Below are 19,886 nucleotides of genomic sequence, written 5' to 3'. Positions count from 1 at the left end.
GAGAGAGTATGTTTCGTTTAATTATACCGTGTTTGGTATTACTATTATCAGCATGTACCACCAGCAGAGTTGCTGATGATGTAGAGCTTAGCCCTTTAAAAACAGTGGCATTAATGCCACTTGTTAATCATGCTCAAACACCGCTTGCAGGTGAGCGTGCTGAAGATATTTTAGCCAGTATTTGGCAACAAAATAAATTACCAACTCTTATACGCGCACCTCGCGTTAACACCAAAGAGCTTCCACCACTGGACGATCAATACCGCTTAGACAATGCTATGCAGTGGTTAAACACTCAACAAGCTGACTATGTATTAACAGGCAGTATTGAAGAGTGGCGCTACAAAGCTGGCCTTGATGGCGAACCCGTTGTTGCACTTACATTATCACTCACTGTAAATGGACAAACAACACCGATTTGGACCGGTACTATTGCTAAAAGTGGTTGGGGCCGCGATAGCATTGCAGCAACAGCACAAGATGTGATTGCCGATTTAATTTCTTATATAGAGGTTAGTGAGTGAAAACACATTTCCTTAGACCAAGAGACGTTCCTGAGCTACAAATATGGGCTGAGGTATTTATATTTACCGCGCTTGCTTTAGGGCTGCCTGTATTATTTAACGCAGAGGACCCATTTTGGACTGAGGGAGGGTTTTCGTGGCCTGTACTTGGCCCACTTTTAGTTTCTCTACGTTATGGCTTTTCAAAAGGCTTTATTAGTATTTTATGTTTGCTTGTTGGCCAACTTTTTTTACTTCAAGCAAATATTTTATCACCACAAAGCGACTTCAATATTAACGCCATGATTGGCTACATTATTGTAATTATGATCACAGGTGAATTTAGGGATGTGTGGGAGCGCACTAATCAACAACAAAGTATTCAGCTTGAGTACGTAACCGACCGCCTTGAAACATTTACTCGTCAGTATCACTTAATTAATTCATCTCACGATAGAATAGAGCAAATGTTAGCTGGCCATACGTTAAGTTTGCGTGAATCGCTACAAGCAGTAAGAACCTCTATCGGGCTATTAAAAGAAAGAAGACTTGATAGCGCAGCGCAAAAAATAATCGACCTGTTCGTTGAATATGGTTTATTAGAAAGAGCGGGTTTATATAAAGTTGAAAATGACACTGTTTTAGAGCCACCACTTGCCTCTATTGGCAAAATGAGTCAAATAGCTGAAAACGATCCTCTTATATTAGCGATGATTGAAGAAAAAGAATTAGTATCAGTAAAAGACGCAAAAATGGCATCAGGTATAAGTAAATACCATATGGCGATTCCACTTATCGACGTAAATAACACAATTTATGGCGCTATTTTAGTTGAAAGAGTACAATTTTTTGCACTTAAAAATACCACTCTTACACTACTTGCAGTTATGGCTGGGCATATTGGCGACCTACTGCGTCATGAAATAACAAACCCAGTAATGACTTATGAAGAGTATCCATACTTTATTCGCCAAGTTAAACGTGCGAATAAAGAAGCAAAACGATACAACATTCCATCGCAGCTACTAAAAATAAAAGCTAATAATATTACTGATAAATCCACTCAACTTATGAGTTATTTAAGTGAAGCACGCCGTGGTTTAGACATTTATTTGTACGATAATCAAAATCAGGTATTACTGCTATTGATGCCATTAGCTGATGAACTTGAAAAAGCAGGGTTTATCGCCCGAATGAACACTTGGTGTAAAGAGCGCACTGGTAGCACTTTAGCTGAGCTCGATATTGTTATTGAGCAGCAACTTGCACTACCTATAAGCTCAGATGACATAAAGAGATTGGTTTCACTTTCATGATTATAATTATTGTAGCGGCTATATTAGGGTGTATTTGTCAGTACTTTGCACTAATAGAAGTACTGGAAACACCTAATTGGTTTTTAGCTATACTATTGCATGCTATTGCTAGCATCTTTTTTGCTATTGTTAGTTATGTTTTTATACCTAAAAAATACAAAACGACTCCTTATAGCTCTTTGCTACTCATGTTTTTATTATTGCTTACATTACCAGTACTTGGAATTATAGGTGTTGTAGTAGCACTTACATTTGCTCTTTGTAAACCTCTCAAGAATGACGAGATAGAAATAGAGGAGCATAAAATACCTGAGCTTCCTTTTGAAGCCAGAGCAATATCAGCAAATCCAACCTATTCAATTGGCGGACTCAAAGCAATTTTGAAGCACGCTAATGAGCCAAATAAGCGTTTAAGTGCTGTAATGGCGGCTCGTCACATGAGTGACTCACAAGCCATTCCTATTTTAAAGCTAGCACTTAAAGATTTAGAAGATGATATTCGACTACTCGCCTACTCAACCCTTGATGGTAAAGAAACCAAACTTAACGAAAAAATCAGTTTGTATCAGCAAGAAATAGCAGTTACAACTAAGCAGCCAAAATTGAGTCATTTACAAAAACAGCTAGCCGAACTTTATTGGGAACTGAGCTATTTAGGCTTAGCCCAAGGCGCACTGCGTAAATACGTTTTAGAAAAAGCAGAAGCACTTGCATTGCAAAGTATTGAGCACGTAAAAACACCCGCAACTTTTATATTTTTAGGGCGTATATCTTTAGCCTTAGACAAATACGAAATAGCCCATGAGTATCTACTTAAAGCAACTGAGTTTGGTATGGCAAGGCGCCATGTGTTGCCTTATAAAGCCGAAGTTGCCTTTTGTATGAACAAGTTTGACGACTGTAAACGCTACTTAAAAGAACTCCCAGAACAACCTAAGGGCAGTGAATTACGTCATTTGCAGGAGTATTGGCATGAGTAATAAAAATGCAGACATTTTACTGCTTTTAGAAGGCACTTACCCTTATGTACGTGGTGGCGTATCTAGCTGGGTTCATCAAATAATTGAAGGGTTACCTCATTATAACTTTGAGCTTGTTTTTATAGGTGGAGCACCAGAGCATTATGGCGAGATTCAATATACTTTGCCTAAAAATGTTACCAAGCTGCATGTACATTATTTAGTGGAAAATGACACTTCTGAAATAAAAGCCAAGCATGGCGTTAAATATAAAAAAGAACTCTTTGATTTTTGGCAGCAGCTACAAAATTATTTTAGAGATTGTGATGAGCCCATCCCAACTGATTTATTAAAGTTTGCATTTGAGACTTTGGCTAAAAAAGACGGTATTAACGAAGCCGACTTTTTATATAGTGAATCATCGTGGCAAGTACTCACCAATTACTATTCAACTTTTTGTGATGAATCCTCTTTTATTGACTTTTTTTGGTCATACCGCAATTTATATAAACCGCTATTTAAAATAGCCGAAATTGCACGCGGACTTCCAAAAGTTAAACTTATTCACTCAATATCTACCGGGTATGCTGGTATTTTAGGATCTGGTGCCAGTGTAATAAGCGATACTCCCTTTTTGTTGACCGAGCATGGTATTTACACCAAAGAGAGAAAAATAGATCTTATTCAAGCCAGTTGGATCAAAGAGTCTGAGCAAAGCCTAGGTAAAAACTTAAATACCGAAATGGGCTTTATTCGCCGTATGTGGATCAGCTTTTTTGAGCAAATCGGCCGAACAACATACCAAGAAGCAGATAAGGTCATTTCGCTATACGACGGTAACAGGCAGCGCCAAATAAAGGATGGTGCAGCGCCTGAAAAAGCATTTGTTGTACCTAATGGAATTAAAACAGTGCGCTTTATTGAAGCGCTTGAGCAGCGTCCAAAACAGATACCACCGGTTGTTGGATTAATTGGACGTGTAGTGCCTATAAAAGATATTAAAACCTTTATACGTGCGATTAAAGAGGCGCAATCGATGCTGCCTGAAGTAGAAGGCTGGATCATCGGCCCTTATGAAGAAGATCCGCAATATTACAAAGAGTGTGAACTACTTGTAGGCAGTCTTGATTTACAAAGCAGTGTAAAGTTTTTAGGTATGCAAGATATTACCAAAATTTTGCCTAAGCTCGGAATTGTAGCTTTAACCTCGATTTCCGAAGCGCAGCCTTTAGTACTTTTAGAAGCAATGGCGGCCGGTGTGCCTGTACTTGCTAGTGATGTTGGCTCGTGCCGCGAAATAATCGAAGGCGGAACCGATGAAGATAAAGCATTAGGTAAAGCCGGTGAAGTTGTCTCAATTGCTTCACCTAGCGAAACAGCACAACAAATATCAAACATGCTAACAAATGAGCAAGTTTGGCTTGAGTATCAAAAAAGTGGTTTAGACCGCGTACAAAAATTTTATGACGAGAGCCACATGTTTGCCCGTTACGATAAACTTTATAAGGATACAATGGCATGGCCGGAATAGGTTTTGAGATACGAAAAATTCTCAAAAAAAACACCCTGCTCTCAGTTTTTGAAGCATACGGCTACGCGGGCTTAATAGGCTCAGGTCCTTGGCTGCTCTCTATTGTAGCATTAATGCTAATTGGTATTTTAAGTTTAGGCGTTGTATTACCTAAAGTACTTATTATTCAGTTTTTAACGCTTGTTACCTACATGATGGCAGCTTCACTTATTTTAACGGGTGGCTTGCAGTTATTATTAACTCGATTTATTGCCGATTTGTTTTTTCAAAAAGAAGAGGAAAAAGTACTTCCTAATTTACTTGGTGCGCAACTTATAACAACAATAGCCGCATTATTGGTGGGCTTGGCTGTATGGCCTATGCTCCCTATGCCCGTTGTTACTAAGATTATAATTTTAGGTGCCTTTGTCAGCTTATGTAATCAGTGGCTTGGCGCTATTTTTCTATCGGGTATGAAAGAATACCGGTTGATTTTGATTACCATGCTAAGTGGTTACGCCTTTATGGTACTGCTTGCATATTTATTAAGAGACTGGCAGTTAGACGGCTTATTTTTTGCGTTTTTTGCAGGCGAAGCACTGCTCTTTTTTAGCTTTTTATTTATGATTATTCGCCGCTACCCGGGTGAAAAACTTATAAGCTTTGACTTTTTAAGCAATAAAAAAGTGTATTACAGCCTGTTCTTTTGTGGTCTGTTTTACAATATTGGCGTGTGGGCTGATAAAATCATTTTTTGGTATTCTCCAAGCACATCAATCCAAATTATTGGCACGTTAAGAGCCAGCCCAATTTATGACTTACCTATATTTTTGGCCTATTTATCTATTATTCCTGGTATGGCAGTATTTTTAGTAAAAATGGAAACCGACTTTGTAGAAGAGTACGACCGTTTTTACACCGCTATTCGTGGTGGCTCATCTCTTGAAGAGATATACATATTAAAAGACAGTATGATCCAAACTGCACGTGCTGGTTTATACGATATATTTAAAATTCAGGGTATTACCGTTGCCTGCTTATTATTATGGGGTGAGCAAATACTTACCTTTATTGGTATTGATCCAAACTACAAAACGCTGTTATTTATTGATGTAGTTGGTGTAGGTGTACAAGTTATATTTTTGTCTATTTTGAATATTTTGTTTTATTTAGATAAACGCTCAACAGTCCTATTTTTAGCTGGACTATTTTTGGTAATAAATGTGGTTTTAACTTTGCTATCAATAGCTTTTGGGCCGCAGTTTTATGGTTACGGCTTTGCTCTCTCAACTATTATTACCTCTGTTGTTGGCTTATTTTGGCTTTCTAAACAATTTGAAGATTTAGAATACGAAACGTTTATGCTGCAATAGCGCATTGTGCATTTAACGGGAACAATATAGACTAAATTAAGTACAATATCTGTGTAATAAAAACATATTATCAAAGGAAGTATTTTATGGAAAAGGGAATTACAATACATTTTAATATATTAGCAACGATAGCTTTATGGACTATAAGCTTAGTTTTTGCGTTAACTAATTTTGAAGTAGGAAGTACATACGAATCAAAAGCCCTCATAGATACGTATATTGACTCTTTAATTGTAAAAATGACATTACTTTTAGCGACATGGATCGCTAGTGCGTTAGTTTTGTCGAAGTTATTTAACGAAATTTGGAATCGCTTGCTTTCAGATATTTTTAATGTTCGTCAAATTAACTTTAGCGAATCGTACGCATTTAGCATCTTAATGACATGGGCGTTATTATCTTAATACTATTAGCTTTTGCTAAGCTTGTCTCAAAAAGTGTTAGTAATATGAGTTTTACCAACACTTTTTAAACATGCTAATTGATAATTGCGCTAATATATTTATTAATATAACTATTTACTTACCCAACGCGCTTTAAAACCACGCGTATCAACATGTATAAATGCGCCCCTGTGCGACTTAGGGCCATAAATACCTAAACCACCTAGCAAACCTTTAAATGATTCACGTCTAGCTAACGACTCCACTATATCAGCCATAGCTTTAGCGTCACCAATTGAATGGTTCCCGTCATTATTTATGTCATCCATGCGGTAGTTGCCATCGTTATCTATAAAAATATCGGCAGCATCACCAAATACGTGTCGGCTAAGTTTTACATTGCCAATTGATTTATTGTAGTACGGAGTTCGGTAACCGCTCATAACCACCATATTACTGACAGGTATGTTTTTTAAAATGAGCTCTTTGCGTATTTTTTCTAGTTTAAGTAGCAACTTGTTTTGTAAAAATAAATACTTTGGGTGCTTACTTCGCTGCTTACTAACAAACTCTTTTAGTGAAAAGTGAGGTGATATTTTTACGTTTTCATTTTCAGGCGTTACCTCAACAAATCCATCGGGCACTATGTAATGTGCAGTGTCTTTAATCTGTGAAGGCTTAGGGTAGTGGCCAATGTGGTAATACTTGAGCTTTCCTCCTTCAACGTGGTCTGCGGGTACTTTTACAAAAACGTTAATTTTCATACGCTGTTTTTTATCGGGCGACTCAATAATTACCGTTGTTAAACCAGGCTCTTTGGGTGCTTGCCATTGCCAGCGGTTAGTGTCCGTAAGCTCGGACTTTCCTTGAGTATTAATTAAATTGTAGGCTTTTTTTGATTGCGCAAAAAGCACTTCAAACTCAACCTGCTCTTGGGGCATTACAAACACCGAAAACACCGAGTATGGCATAACTATATCGTTAATTTTCAAGCTAAATTCTGCATCTTCAAAGTTAGCTTTATTTTTTATATCAACCACCTGATGCGCAGCTTTTGTGGGCGCTGCAGCAAATACATTATTGCTAAATATAAGTGTGGATATGGCGATAGAAATATAATGAATAAATTGCATAAACCCTCTCATTATTTATTTTTTAACAAAGCGGCAATCACCGATTGTTCATCATTTTTTAATAATGCTTTTTTATCGCGTTGATAAATGTCATCTCTAAAGTTAACCAGCTTATTTTCATCAACCCATGCAGTCCAATAAACTAAATGAATAGGAAGAGGCTCGTCTAAATGAAACGTTTGAGTACTGTTTTGAGTACGTGCGCTGTCTATATGATTGAGTGTTTGTGCCTCTCCTTCGTGCTTAATAATTTCACGCGCTAACGAAAAGGGTTGCTCTATCCTTATACAGCCATGCGATAAAGCACGATTTGATTGGCTAAAACGCTGTTTTGCTGGTGTATCGTGAACATAAATTGCTTCGGCGTTAGGAAATAAATACTTAACCTCTCCTAGAGGGTTTTCTTCACCAGCACGTTTAACTAAAAAGTGATCAAATTGATATGGCTTAATAGAATCCCAATCAATATTACTAGGATTAACAGTTTGTGAGTCTAGGTAGCTGTTTTTTCTAATTTCAATATTATTTTTTACAAGGTAGTCAGGATCCTCGGCTACCTTTGGAGCAATTTCTTTAGTAGCGATTGAGGTGGGTATACGCCATTCAGGGTTAACTACAAACTTTTCTATTTCGTCGCTAAATGCAGGTGTTTCCCAACTTGGTTTACCTACAATTACGTTATTTTTTAATTTTACATCGCCCGCTTTTACAAACCGTAAGCTATATTCAGGAATATTTACATACACATATTGCTCATCACTTGCGCCTTCAAAGTTAGTTATTCTATAAAAGTTAAGTTTTAATTTATCGAGTTTTTGCTTTGCGGGCACATTAAGTGAAGCAAAAGTGCGCTTACCCACTCGTCCATCCACTGTTAAACCATGGCGGCTTTGAAATTGCTTAACAGCTTGCTCTATATGTTTATCAAACGTACATATAGACTCGTCGCACACATTATTTTTTAAGTCACGTTCTTGGTATAAACGCTGTGCAAGTAAGTTTACCTCTTTATTATTGCTGCCTAGTTCAAGCAATTTATCGTTATATAAGTGTGTAAAACCTCCTTTATTAACTATTTCTTGATACCAATTAATGGCCTTTTCTGTACGTTCAATTAACTGCGATGAATATTGATCAAAGTAGTAGCTGTCATCAGCTTGTATGTACTTTTGTGAGTTGTAAGTAGTTAGTGAAGAGTTAGCGAGCACTACACTCTCAAGCTCATTAGCAGCGAGAGTAGGTGCTGAGCATAAGCCGCTCATGCTAATAAACAATGCAGTTTTTAAAGTAAAACGCTTTGCTTTAGTAAACGCTTGATTTGAAAATGACCCCTTCACTGTGTACCTCCTCGCTAAGTATCGTTGATAAATGCTTTTGTACTTACCACTAAGTAGTACACTGGAGGTGCAACGGTGATGCCAAATTAAAATTTCATAGTAAACAATTGAAATTTAATGACTTTTTAAAAAGTCGTTTTTTAAACGTTAATAAATTAGATTAGTGAATATGTAATTAGTATGCTTAAGTGTGTAAAGTTGCTATGGCAATTAATCTTTTAAAAAAGCTAAAAAACCACGTTCATAACGACTCAAGTACTTCGTTTTTCGTGGTAATGAAAGTGACTCTCTCCACGCAGTTTGAGTATCTTCATCTTCTTTGCACAGCGTAATTAAATGGGGATGCACATAAGATTTACGTGCTATAGCTGGAGTATTACCCAGTTGCTGGGAGACACTATCAAGCATACTTTTTAAAGTAAGCGCTCCTTTCGCTTTAGCTAATTGTTTAAATGCAATTACGCTTGCTCGCCAGGTTCTAAAGTGTTTTGCACTAAACTCCTCACCCATTATTTGCTGAATATATTGATTTATTTCACTTGATGTAACATTAGTGCGCTCACCCTCATTTATATACTGAAACAAATGCTGGCCGGGTAAATATTGTAAGTCTTTTATTACATGGCTAAGCACCCTATCGGTTATATTTACTTCACGCTCCTTGCCTGATTTAGCACGATACTTTAGCTGAATGTTTTTACCCGTGAGTTTTGCATGGCGTGTGCGTAATGTTGTAGCACCAAAACTTTTATTTTGCTTTACGTTACGTTCGTTACCTACCCTCAGCGCACCTAAATCCATAAGCCTTACAACTGCCGCTAAAGTACGTTCAATATTAAGCTCATCACCTTGTAAGTCTGTTTCTAAACGTGCTCTTAACAAAGGAAGTTTATTACCAAATACTCCACATGCTTGGTATTTTTTAGCCTCTTGTTGCGCTCTAAATTCAGGATGATAGCGGTATTGTTTTCGCCCTTTACTATCAAACCCTGTCGCTAAAATATGCCCATTTTCTTCTGGGCAAAACCAGGCGTTTTTATAGGCAGGCGGAAATGCCAATCCATTTAAACGATCAATCACATTTTGCTCTTTTATTTGCTTTCCTATTGGATCGAAGTAAAGCCAACTTTTGTGCTTAAGTTTACGAGTGATCCCTGGCAAATTATCGTCTACATAAATTAGTTTCATTTACCCTCCAGTTATATTTAAGCATGCGTCGAAATATAAAATGTATCACTTTAAAATAACCTTAAACTGAACAAGATTATTGATATATAATAAAAAACTAACAACAACTATAAATACTTAATATATATTAATAATTCTATTTAGGTTTTTGTAAAAGTAGGACGCACTTACGCGCAAGCAACAAGTCTATTACGCTTAAACTCAATGCACTTCGCGCTAAAAATAACTACTTGAGATAGATTTATTATCCTAAGTTCAGATTAATTACACTTTTGTCCCCCGTAATTGGGGTGCTGTTTAAATGGAGAATTCAATGGCTTTTGATTATGGATCGATTGATCTTGGACTAAAAAACCCCTTCAAACTGGAAGGTAAAGTAACAGCGCTAAGAGGACTCATTGAGTCTATAGCGGGTATTAGTTTACTTGTTATTGCTGCGGGCTCAGTGAAAGAAGATACAACTGCTGGATGGATTTTAATGGTGTTTGGCATGCTTATTTTAGCATTCGGCATTCGCTCACTTTCAAGTGGTATTTATGCAACTCTTAAGTATTTTGTAGGCAGAAACCACCCTACTTCACTTGCTTATAACTACAGCAAATCACAAGCATCAACCGCTCAAGAAGAACAAAAAGAAGTAGCCTATACAGCGCAATCACTTGAAGAAATGCTGGTTGGTCGTAAAAATAGTACATTTAAAGAGCCTAATGGTTTTTTATCACGTTTACTACACAGTTTAATCCCTAAGTTATTATTCCTACCTTATCCTATTCGTAATGTTGCTCAGCGCTTATTTGGCTCATGGGTAAGTACCCTTGTTGCACTTATTGCTTATGGCCTTGTAGCATTTGTATCTTTATCGGGTTTTACCGGTGAAGCAGGCGAATTAGCATTTCCTGTTTATAGTGCCATATTAATGTTCTACGTGCTTTTTTCGTGGCGCTCTACGGGTAAACCTATTTCTAGAAACGCTGAAAAAAATATTGAAGCACTTGGTACCGGTGCACTCGCTAAAATTATTTCTTTATCTTTTATTCTACCAATCGCTATTGGTCTTTCTATGTCATGGCTGATGAAAGAACAACACATTAGCAAACAAGAAATAGATGGCTGGATTGAGCAACTACCTAGTCTTCATGCTGGCATGTACTTAGTTGCGATTATTGTATTAGCTACTCTGAGCTGCGCAATTGCTTTTATTATGATTAAAGCGCGTTTAAATGCAGTTACACCTTCGGCTGAAGTATCAGAACTACGTGAAAACTGGCAAGAGTCTGTTCATCCTGACGAAATTTTTATAAACCTAGATAACTTAGTAATGGCTAATCGTCGTTATAAAGAGGTACCTAACAGAGTTTACAGAGAATTAGACCCTAAACTTCAAGAACAAATTGAAGGTAAAGGCGGTTTTAAAGGTGAAATGATCCAAGAAATTCAGCCTAAACTGCACTCAATGGATTTAGGTAAAAACTTCTCGTTAGCAAGGCTAATTTCTTTAGTGAGCGGTAACTTACTTTACATTGTAGCGTTGGCGTTTACTGTATTTTTAGCGTATTCGTTTATCAATATTTATCATTACGTTGACGCGGCAAATATTAGTAGCTTTAAACAAGCATTTAATAACCAACATGTTGTTCAATTTAGTGAACTATTAATGACAAGCTTTCACTTATTGCTAATAGTTATACTTATTAAAGCATTTGCGCAATTGCTAACAAACACAGCTCATTTGTTCTTTGCTGAAATGCAGTTTGAATCACTATTGGTATATTTTAAATGTGAAGGCACATTTACTGAGTCTAAAATATCAACTGGTACGGGTATTCATGATAGTACCCGCTCAGAAAATACGTTAGTACGCAGTAGCATAACGCCTTGGATTATTGTTTCTCGTGTTGTTTCTACTACGTTTGCAGCAACAGGCATGAAAAACCTTGAACATCCTCGCCATATTATGGAAATGCATAAAGACGAAGGTCAATTACAAGCAATCAAAAAAGACGTTATCGCGTTCTTGAAAGACCGTGAATCTATCGCCTCAATCACCAGTGAGCGTGATTTAGGTAATGCGTCACAAATACATCAATTAAACCAACAAACGCGCGCGATACCTACTCAGCAAGCGATAGCGAAAGATGACGAAGAAGCTGCTGGGTATTTAAGACAAGAAGAAAACTTATCTCCTGAACCTAAGGGTTAATTAACCTAAACTCTGGATAAGTAGTATTAATGCCACCTTGTTAAATTAGGTGGCATTTTTTTTAACCTCTATTCAATACTTTTTAACTTTATTACCTCTTTTATACTCAACAACATGATTAATATTGGATTAGTCCATAAAGCCCTTGCTTTATATGCCAAAACACAAATAATGAGGTATTAATCACGGGGTAAGAATGAGGACAATGAGCTATATATTAACCACCCAATGTGCTGACGACGTAGGCTTAATAGCTAAAATCACAGGGCTTTGTCATAAAAACAATTTAAACATTACGCGTAACAACGAGTTTGTAGATAAAGACGCGCAGCGATTTTTCATGCGTACAGAGCTTACAGGTGAGCCACAAAGCGACTTTTTAGACCAACTGCGTGCATTGCTACCACAAGGCGCTAAACTTGCTCTGCATTGCGGCGCAAAAACTAAAGTAGTTTTACTGGCAACTAAAGAAGCCCATTGTTTAGGTGGCATGTTATTAAAGCAATTTGAACAAACTCTTAATATTGAAGTATTAGCTGTAATTGCTAACTATGTTGACTTAGAGCCACTAGCTAAAGGGTTTGATGTGCCGTTTCATGTTGTATCGCACGAAGGACTCACTCGCAGCGAGCACGATCAGAAAGTAGGTGATTTAATTGCCAGCTACAACCCTGATATTATTGGCCTTGCCAAATACATGCGTATTTTGAGCCCTGAATTTGTCGGTCGCTTTGAAGGCAAAATAATTAATATTCATCACTCATTTTTACCAGCATTTATTGGTGCTAAACCTTATCATCAAGCATTTGAGCGCGGCGTAAAGATCATTGGCGCCACCGCTCACTTTGTTAATAATGAGCTTGATGAAGGCCCTATTATTTTGCAGGATGTAACCAGCGTTACACATGCCAATACCGCAGAAATAATGGCTAAAATGGGTAAAGATGTTGAGAAAACAGTGTTTTGTAAAGCACTGCAACTTGCCTCAGAGCATAAGCTATTTATTAATGGTAATAAAACCGTAGTGTTTTCTTAGCATTAATTATTCTACACATAAAAATATGCCAGCATTGTTGCTGGCATTTTTTTTGCTCATAAATAAGCAAGTGACTTTTAAATGTAAATTATGCCTGCTCTATTGGCTCGAGTTTTAATTTAGCGGCAATTAAAACGGCTTGAGTACGATTGTACACGCCGAGTTTTCTAAATATGGCTGTAATATGTGCTTTTACTGTCGCTTCTGATATGTGCAGTTCATAAGCAATTTGCTTATTAAGTAAACCTTCGTGCAGGTATTGCAGTACTCGGTATTGTTGAGGTGTTAATGAGGCAACTTGCGCTGCTATTTCTCGGTCTTCACCTTCAATTTCAGCTACTTTGTTTTTTAGCTCTTTTGGTAGCCATGTATCGCCTTCAAGTATTTGGTTAATTGCACTGGCAATATCATCAGACGATGACGATTTAGGAATAAAACCCATAGCGCCGTAACCCATTACTTTTGAAACTATATTAGCGTCTTCACTACCCGAAACAACGGCAATTGGTAAGCTTGGGTATTCTTCTCTAATACGAATAAGACCATATAAATCACCATTACCTGGCATGTGAAGGTCTAGCAGTAATATATCAAGATCCTCTTGCTCGCTTAACACTTGCAGTGTGCTGTCAAAATCGGATGATTCAAAAACCTCTAAACCTTCAAATTTTGCGCTCAATGCGCCCTTTAGTGCTTCACGAAATAACGGATGATCGTCCGCTATTAAAAACTGACTCATGGTTCACTCCTAATAAATTCGGCTGCCAGTTAGGTATAAAACCCTTACTGACAGCCGATATACTACGTTTAGAATCAACTTGTAATCAAGTTTTTAACGCACATTTAACGATTTAATCTGTTCTCGATTAGTTCATCGACAACTGAAGGATCGGCAAGCGTTGACGTATCACCGAGTTGTTGGTGCTCATTTGCAGCGATTTTACGTAAAATACGACGCATAATCTTGCCTGAACGTGTTTTTGGCAAACCCGGTGACCATTGAATCATATCTGGAGATGCAATTGGGCTGAGCTCTTTACGAACCCAATTACGTACCTCTTTAGTTAATTCATCGCTTACAGTTACACCTTCGTTAGGCGTAATGTAAACATAAATACCTTGGCCTTTAATATCATGCGGGTAACCTACAACAGCAGCTTCTGCTACCGCTTCATGCGCAACTAACGCACTTTCAATTTCGGCAGTACCAAGGCGGTGCCCAGACACATTAAGTACATCGTCCACACGGCCTGTGATCCAGTAATAACCATCTTCATCACGACGACAACCATCGCCTGTAAAGTAAACTCCTGGGTAGGCGCTAAAATAAGTTTGTTCAAAACGTTCATGGTCGCCATAAACAGTTCGAGCTTGCGATGGCCAACTATCTAAAATAACTAAATTACCATCTACGGCACCTTCGAGTGTTTTACCTTCAGCATCAAATAATGCAGGCGCAATACCAAAAAATGGATGTGTTGCAGAACCTGGTTTTGTATCAGTAGCGCCCGGAAGTGGTGTGATCATAATGCCACCGGTTTCTGTTTGCCACCATGTATCAACAATCGGACAATTAGATTTACCAATACTCTCGTAATACCACGTCCATGCTTCTGGATTTATTGGCTCACCAACCGAACCTAAAATACGTAAACTATCACGGTTTGATGAAGCAATTGGCTCATCACCTTTCGCCATTAATGCACGAATTGCTGTAGGCGCAGTATATAAAATAGTTACACCGTGTTTATCAACAATTTCACCCATACGCCCGGCTGTTGGGTATGTAGGTACACCTTCAAATAATACTTGTGTACAACCGTTTACTAATGGCCCGTATGCAATGTAACTGTGGCCTGTGATCCAACCTACATCGGCACTACACCAATACACATCGTCTTCTTTTAAATCAAACACGTATTCATGTGTCATTGATGAGTAAACTAAGTAGCCTCCTGTGGTATGCACAACACCCTTCGGCTGACCTGTTGAACCTGATGTATACAAAATAAACAATGGATCTTCAGCATTCATTGGCTCTGGCTCGCACTGCGCTGGTAAATCAGCAACTAAGTCATGCCACCATATATCGTGTTCATTCCAATCAACTTCGCCGCCTGTTAATTGATGTACTATAACGTGTTCAATTGAAGTCACTGTATCTTGTGCAACAGCTTCATCAACGTTTGCTTTTAGTGGTACACAATTACCTGCTCTGCGCCCCTCATCAGAAGTAATTACAATCTTAGCACCCGAATCTCGAATACGATCGGCAATCGCTGAAGGTGAAAAGCCACCAAATACAACTGAATGAATAGCACCAATACGTGCACAGGCCTGCATTGCATACACAGCTTGAGGCGTCATAGGCATATAAATCGCTACGCGATCACCTTTTTGCACACCTAGCTTTTTTAAACCATTGGCAAACTTAGCTACTTCATCATGTAGTTGCTGATAAGTAATATTCTCGCTTTGAGATGGACTATCACCTTCCCAAATAAGCGCAACCTTATCGGCTTTGGTTTTTAGATGACGGTCAATACAATTGTACGAAGCATTAAGGTAGCCATCTTCATACCATTTAATATTTATGTGACCTTTATCAAAAGACGTATTTTTAACTTTGGTATAAGGAGTAGACCAATCAAGACGTTTGCCATGCTCACGCCAAAAACTTTCTGGGTCATCAATAGATTGCTTGTAAAGCGTATTATATTTATTTTTATCAATGAGAGTCGCATCTTTAATATGCGCAGGAACTGGATAGATACTTTGTGACATCTTAGTCTCCATTTAAATTACTTGCCTTAAGCTTTTATCAAGGATTACTCAGCAGTGCTACATTAAGTATTAGACCTTAGTTGTACACCCCTTCAATTTCCTCATTTGTAGTTTATAATCCTTCTGCTTTCAATTTTTTTACATAAATAATACAACGCGTTAAATGTAAGTGAATACAAACTAATCGGTTCTCAAACCTTAGTCTTATAGACCAATAGGTAATTGAGTAAATATTGCACATATTCAACAGTGTTCTCGTACTCTAAATAAAGATATTTTGTTGTACTTACTAAAATGCTTTATTTAACGAATGAAAATAGAAAGTGAATTGAAAGCCAAATTAACAACCCTTTTTATTCGTAAGTAATACTCGTAGCAAGTAATACAACCTTACATGAAAAAAAGTAACAAATAACAAGTAGCCTATAAAGGACACCACAATGAAATTTACCCCATTAAAAACATTGGCAGCAAGCGCTGTACTATGTGCACTATCAAGTACTGCTTATGCAGCGACTGCCGCAAAAATTGGTGATACGGAATTTACTTACGGTGGATACATTAAGCTCGACTCTATGTGGAGTGATTATTCAGCGGGTGCGCCTGCAGGCTCAAACGTAGGTCGTGACTTTTACGTACCAAGTACACTTACAGTTGGCGACGATAACAGCTCAGATGCCGTGTTTGATATGCATGCTCGCGAGTCACGCTTTAACTTTGGCACAGCCACTGTTATGGATAACGGTAAGACCGTTAACACTAAAATTGAGATTGATTTTTTAGCCTCAGCTGCTGGCGGTAATGAACGTGTATCAAACTCTTATGCTCCACGTATTCGCCATGCGTTTGTGACATACGACGGTTGGTTATTTGGTCAAACATGGTCTAACTTTCAAAACGTGGGTGCTCTTGCTGAAACGCTTGATTTTGTAGGCCCAGCTGAAGGCACTATATTTGTTCGCCAATCGCAAATTAAATATACCACTGGCGCATGGTCTTTCTCATTAGAAAACCCAGAAAGTACAATTTCTACTACTAGCGGTATGGTAGTAACTGACGATGCATCATTGCCTGACTTTACAGCTCGTTACACGCATAAAGCTGATTGGGGTAACATTGTTGTTGCAGCGCTTGCTCGCCAACTAACTTATAAAGTAGGCAGTGTTGATGCAGATGAAACATCTTTTGGTATTAGCGCATCAGGTAAAATAAACCTTGGTGAAGACAACCTTAAATTTATGCTTACTCAAGGTAAAGGCTTAGGCCGTTACGTAGGCTTAAACGTTGCTCACGGCGCAGTACTTAATGGCGATGAACTAGATGCCATTGATTCGACTTCTGGTTTTGTTGCTTACCAGCACAAGTGGACAAGCCAATGGCGTTCAACGTTCTTATACTCATTCTTCTCTGCTGATAACAACACTGATCTATTAGCTATTTCTGGCGATCCGACAGAATCAAGCCAAAGCTATAGCGCTAACATTTTATATTCCCCTGTTAAACGCCTAACATTTGGAGCTGAGCTAAAACATGCTGAGCGTGAAACTGAAAGCGGCGTAGATGGCGATTTAGATCGTTTACAGTTCTCTGTTAAATACTCTTTTTAATAACTAAAAAGCTAACTACTTAAAAAAAAGCGGCCTTGGCCGCTTTTTTTATAAGCGATATTAAGTTCTATATAATTCATCAATTCGTACCCATAATCTCTATATATGACGCTAAAATCCAACAAAATAGAATAATAATAGGTAAAAAACACACAACTCAATTGCAAATCGATATCATTTAGATTAAGTTACGCACTTCTTTTTGAACTAACTGGAAAAACTTATGTCGTCCCCTCAAGTTTTGCGTTTATCTAAACTAAGCTTTGCTACTTCTTTAATCCTATCTGGTTATGCACTTGCTGATGAAGCAACTGTAAAAAATGAACCTCTCGAAAAAATTGCGGTATATGGTCAGCATCACAAAAACTACATAACAGAAGAGGCACAATCAGCTACCAAACTTGGTTTAACAATTAAAGAAACACCACAGTCAATCTCGGTAGTATCACGCGCACTCATGGACGACTTTTCATTAGACGATATAAACTCAGTACTTGAGAGCACGCCAGGCGTAACAGTAGAGCAAATAGAAACCGACCGTACTTACTTTAAAGCTCGTGGTTTTGAAATTACGAACTTTCAAGTTGATGGCTTAGGTATTCCACAAAGCTCAGGGTCAATTCAAGGCAGTCTTGATACTTCAATTTACGACCGTGTAGAAATTGTTCGTGGCGCTAATGGCTTAATGACCGGCGCGGGTAATCCTTCTGCAACTGTAAATATGGTTTTAAAGAAACCAACATATAACACACAAGCTAATGCGTCTGTGTCATATGGTTCGTGGAATAAAAAACGATTAGATTTAGATGTATCTACGCCAATAAATGAAGAACACGCCGTACGTGCTGTATTTACAAAACAAAAAGCTGATTCATACTTAGATCGTTACGAAACAGATAAAACAATTATTTACTTAGCCTACGAAGGTAAATTAACGGACAGCACACTATTAAGTGTTAACTACGTTAATCAGCAAAAAGATGCTGACAGCCCGCTTTGGGGAGCGCTGCCTCTTTATTATACTGACGGCACACCAACTGACTACGATGAGTCAACAAGCACGGCTTCTGATTGGTCATACTGGAATAACAGTGCAGAGCAAGTATATGTAACGCTTGAACAAAACTTATCAGCAACATGGGTGGCTAGAGCACGCTATGCTCACATCGAAAACGAGCAAGACTCAGAGTTGTTTTACGTATACGGTACACCAGATAGAGAAACAGAGCTTGGCTTAACCGGTTATGCAAGCCGTTATGACTACGAAGATAAGCACGACTTATTTGATTTGTATGCGAGCGGGAAGTTTGATTTATTTGGCCAAGAGCATGACTTGGCATTTGGTGTTAGCCAAGCAAAAATGGATTACACCGAGCAGTCTCTTTACGATTACACCACAGGCAATGGCTTTCCGGCAATGCCATCACTTAAAACGTGGGATGGGGTAATGCCACAAGCAACACTTGCTGATGGCGTAAATGGAAGCGATATAACGAATGAGCAAAAGTCGGCGTATATATCAACTCGTATCAGATTAAGTGAGCCACTAAGTATACTTGCTGGCGCGCGTTATACGGATTGGGAAACAAAAGGTACAGCGTACGGTGTTGCTCAAACTCGCAATGACTCAGAGCTAATACCTTACATTGGTACTGTATACGACTTTACCGAGTCTTTCTCTGCTTACGCTAGCTACACTGAAACATTTGTCCCGCAAAAAGAACTTGATATAAATGCAAATCAACTCCCGGCAATTACAGGGAAAAGTAGTGAAATAGGGATTAAAGCGCAGCTTCTTGACGATCAACTATTTGTGACATTCGCTTATTTTGATGCAAAACAAGACGGCCTTGCTATTGCTATACCTAACTCATTACCAGATGATACTCGCTACTACGCCGCAGATGGAATTAATAGTGATGGCTTTGAAGTAGAGCTAAGCGGTAAATTTACAGATGATTTAAGTGCAAGTATTAGCTTTAGTAATTTAAATATTGATGGTGATGATTTAGTAAAAGATTACACACCAGAAAACCAACTTAAACTGGCCGCAACCTACCAAGTACCTTTAGTTGATGGTTTATCATTTGGTGCAAACTATCGCTGGCAGGATTCAACTAGCCGAGTCCAAGTCGAAGATGAAAATGGTATTGCAAGCGTAACTACTCACCAAGATGCATACGGTTTACTTGATTTAATGGCCACTTACGAAATTACAGAAAACGTAGGCGTTACATTTAATGTGAATAACACCACCGGTGAAAAATATTTGCACAGCCTATACTGGGCTCAAGGCTACTATGGTGCACCTCGTAACTACGCGCTATCAGTTAACTGGCAACTATAAAATTAATTAAAAAAATTTTAATTAATTTAAAAAACGACACATACTATGTGTCGTTTTTATTTTTATGGCTGTAATACCAACCCGCAATAATACTTTATCAATTAGAAGGGTTAAACCTGACGCTAATTGCGTTAAAGTTTCGAATTTACTAATGCATAGCAGTACAGAAAAAATTGCCGATATTAACTAAATAACGAAGTTTTTCTCTCG

At 38.0% G+C, this 19,886-nt stretch carries 15 protein-coding genes; 10 read left to right on the top strand and 5 right to left on the bottom strand.

Annotation, left to right across the window (positions count from 1 at the left end; translation table 11 throughout):
• Positions 1 to 8 precede the first annotated feature (8 nt).
• The 6 genes from WNY98_RS10865 (at position 9) to WNY98_RS10840 (ending at position 6,065) form a co-directional block, all read left to right on the top strand.
• The gene (locus WNY98_RS10865) at positions 9 to 524 is read left to right on the top strand and encodes a protein PelC (protein ID WP_170071993.1); all 516 of its coding nucleotides are present in this window, start codon (positions 9 to 11) and stop codon (positions 522 to 524) included.
• The gene (locus tag WNY98_RS10860; RefSeq protein ID WP_170071992.1) at positions 521 to 1,819 is read left to right on the top strand and encodes a PelD GGDEF domain-containing protein; all 1,299 of its coding nucleotides are present in this window, start codon (positions 521 to 523) and stop codon (positions 1,817 to 1,819) included. The genes WNY98_RS10865 and WNY98_RS10860 overlap by 4 nt, the downstream gene beginning before the upstream one ends.
• Positions 1,816 to 2,799 (top strand): protein PelE, encoded by a 984-nt coding sequence (locus WNY98_RS10855; RefSeq protein WP_170071991.1) that lies wholly within the window; start codon positions 1,816 to 1,818, stop codon positions 2,797 to 2,799. The genes WNY98_RS10860 and WNY98_RS10855 overlap by 4 nt, the downstream gene beginning before the upstream one ends.
• Positions 2,792 to 4,309, top strand: coding sequence for a GT4 family glycosyltransferase PelF (gene pelF, locus WNY98_RS10850; protein WP_342877895.1), 1,518 nt, complete (start codon positions 2,792 to 2,794; stop codon positions 4,307 to 4,309). The genes WNY98_RS10855 and pelF overlap by 8 nt, the downstream gene beginning before the upstream one ends.
• A complete protein-coding gene (gene pelG, locus WNY98_RS10845) occupies positions 4,297 to 5,661 on the top strand; it encodes an exopolysaccharide Pel transporter PelG (RefSeq protein WP_342877894.1) in 1,365 nt (454 codons plus the stop codon). The genes pelF and pelG overlap by 13 nt, the downstream gene beginning before the upstream one ends.
• An 86-nt stretch (positions 5,662 to 5,747) precedes the next feature.
• On the top strand, positions 5,748 to 6,065 hold the full coding sequence (locus tag WNY98_RS10840; protein WP_294122351.1) for a hypothetical protein: 318 nt from the start codon (positions 5,748 to 5,750) through the stop codon (positions 6,063 to 6,065).
• A 110-nt stretch (positions 6,066 to 6,175) separates the two neighbouring features.
• Here the strand turns inward: WNY98_RS10840 and WNY98_RS10835 are convergent, their stop codons facing one another.
• The 3 genes from WNY98_RS10835 to WNY98_RS10825 all read right to left on the bottom strand — a co-directional run bounded on the left by WNY98_RS10835 (position 6,176) and on the right by WNY98_RS10825 (position 9,702).
• The gene (locus tag WNY98_RS10835; protein ID WP_342877893.1) at positions 6,176 to 7,177 is read right to left on the bottom strand and encodes a D-Ala-D-Ala carboxypeptidase family metallohydrolase; all 1,002 of its coding nucleotides are present in this window, start codon (positions 7,175 to 7,177) and stop codon (positions 6,176 to 6,178) included.
• Positions 7,178 to 7,188: 11 nt separating this feature from the next.
• The gene (locus WNY98_RS10830) at positions 7,189 to 8,514 is read right to left on the bottom strand and encodes a L,D-transpeptidase family protein (RefSeq protein WP_342877892.1); all 1,326 of its coding nucleotides are present in this window, start codon (positions 8,512 to 8,514) and stop codon (positions 7,189 to 7,191) included.
• Between the two features lie 210 nt (positions 8,515 to 8,724).
• Positions 8,725 to 9,702, bottom strand: coding sequence for a DNA topoisomerase IB (locus WNY98_RS10825; protein ID WP_342877891.1), 978 nt, complete (start codon positions 9,700 to 9,702; stop codon positions 8,725 to 8,727).
• A 313-nt stretch (positions 9,703 to 10,015) separates the two neighbouring features.
• On the opposite strand from WNY98_RS10825, the gene WNY98_RS10820 reads away from it, so the two are divergent.
• The gene (locus tag WNY98_RS10820) at positions 10,016 to 11,902 is read left to right on the top strand and encodes a hypothetical protein (RefSeq protein WP_342877890.1); all 1,887 of its coding nucleotides are present in this window, start codon (positions 10,016 to 10,018) and stop codon (positions 11,900 to 11,902) included.
• A 205-nt stretch (positions 11,903 to 12,107) separates the two neighbouring features.
• Positions 12,108 to 12,938, top strand: a complete 831-nt coding sequence (gene purU / locus WNY98_RS10815; protein WP_342876461.1) for a formyltetrahydrofolate deformylase — start codon at positions 12,108 to 12,110, stop codon at positions 12,936 to 12,938.
• A gap of 88 nt (positions 12,939 to 13,026) precedes the next feature.
• On the opposite strand, the gene WNY98_RS10810 is transcribed toward purU, so the two are convergent.
• Complete coding sequence (locus WNY98_RS10810) at positions 13,027 to 13,677, bottom strand: response regulator transcription factor (RefSeq protein WP_007584799.1); 651 nt, start codon at positions 13,675 to 13,677, stop codon at positions 13,027 to 13,029.
• A gap of 104 nt (positions 13,678 to 13,781) precedes the next feature.
• The gene (gene acs, locus WNY98_RS10805) at positions 13,782 to 15,722 is read right to left on the bottom strand and encodes an acetate--CoA ligase (RefSeq protein ID WP_342877889.1); all 1,941 of its coding nucleotides are present in this window, start codon (positions 15,720 to 15,722) and stop codon (positions 13,782 to 13,784) included.
• A gap of 440 nt (positions 15,723 to 16,162) precedes the next feature.
• Here acs and WNY98_RS10800 point away from each other — a divergent pair, with 440 nt between their 5' ends.
• Entirely contained in the window at positions 16,163 to 17,329 is a 1,167-nt protein-coding gene (locus WNY98_RS10800) for a DcaP family trimeric outer membrane transporter (protein ID WP_010554447.1), read from the top strand.
• A gap of 223 nt (positions 17,330 to 17,552) precedes the next feature.
• Positions 17,553 to 19,676, top strand: coding sequence for a TonB-dependent siderophore receptor (locus WNY98_RS10795; protein WP_342877888.1), 2,124 nt, complete (start codon positions 17,553 to 17,555; stop codon positions 19,674 to 19,676).
• The last annotated feature ends 210 nt before the right edge of the window (positions 19,677 to 19,886 follow it).

The organism is Pseudoalteromonas sp. AS71 (assembly GCF_038900275.1).
Classification (GTDB): Bacteria; Pseudomonadota; Gammaproteobacteria; order Enterobacterales; family Alteromonadaceae; genus Pseudoalteromonas.
This window is presented reverse-complemented; position numbering and strand designations above follow the sequence as displayed.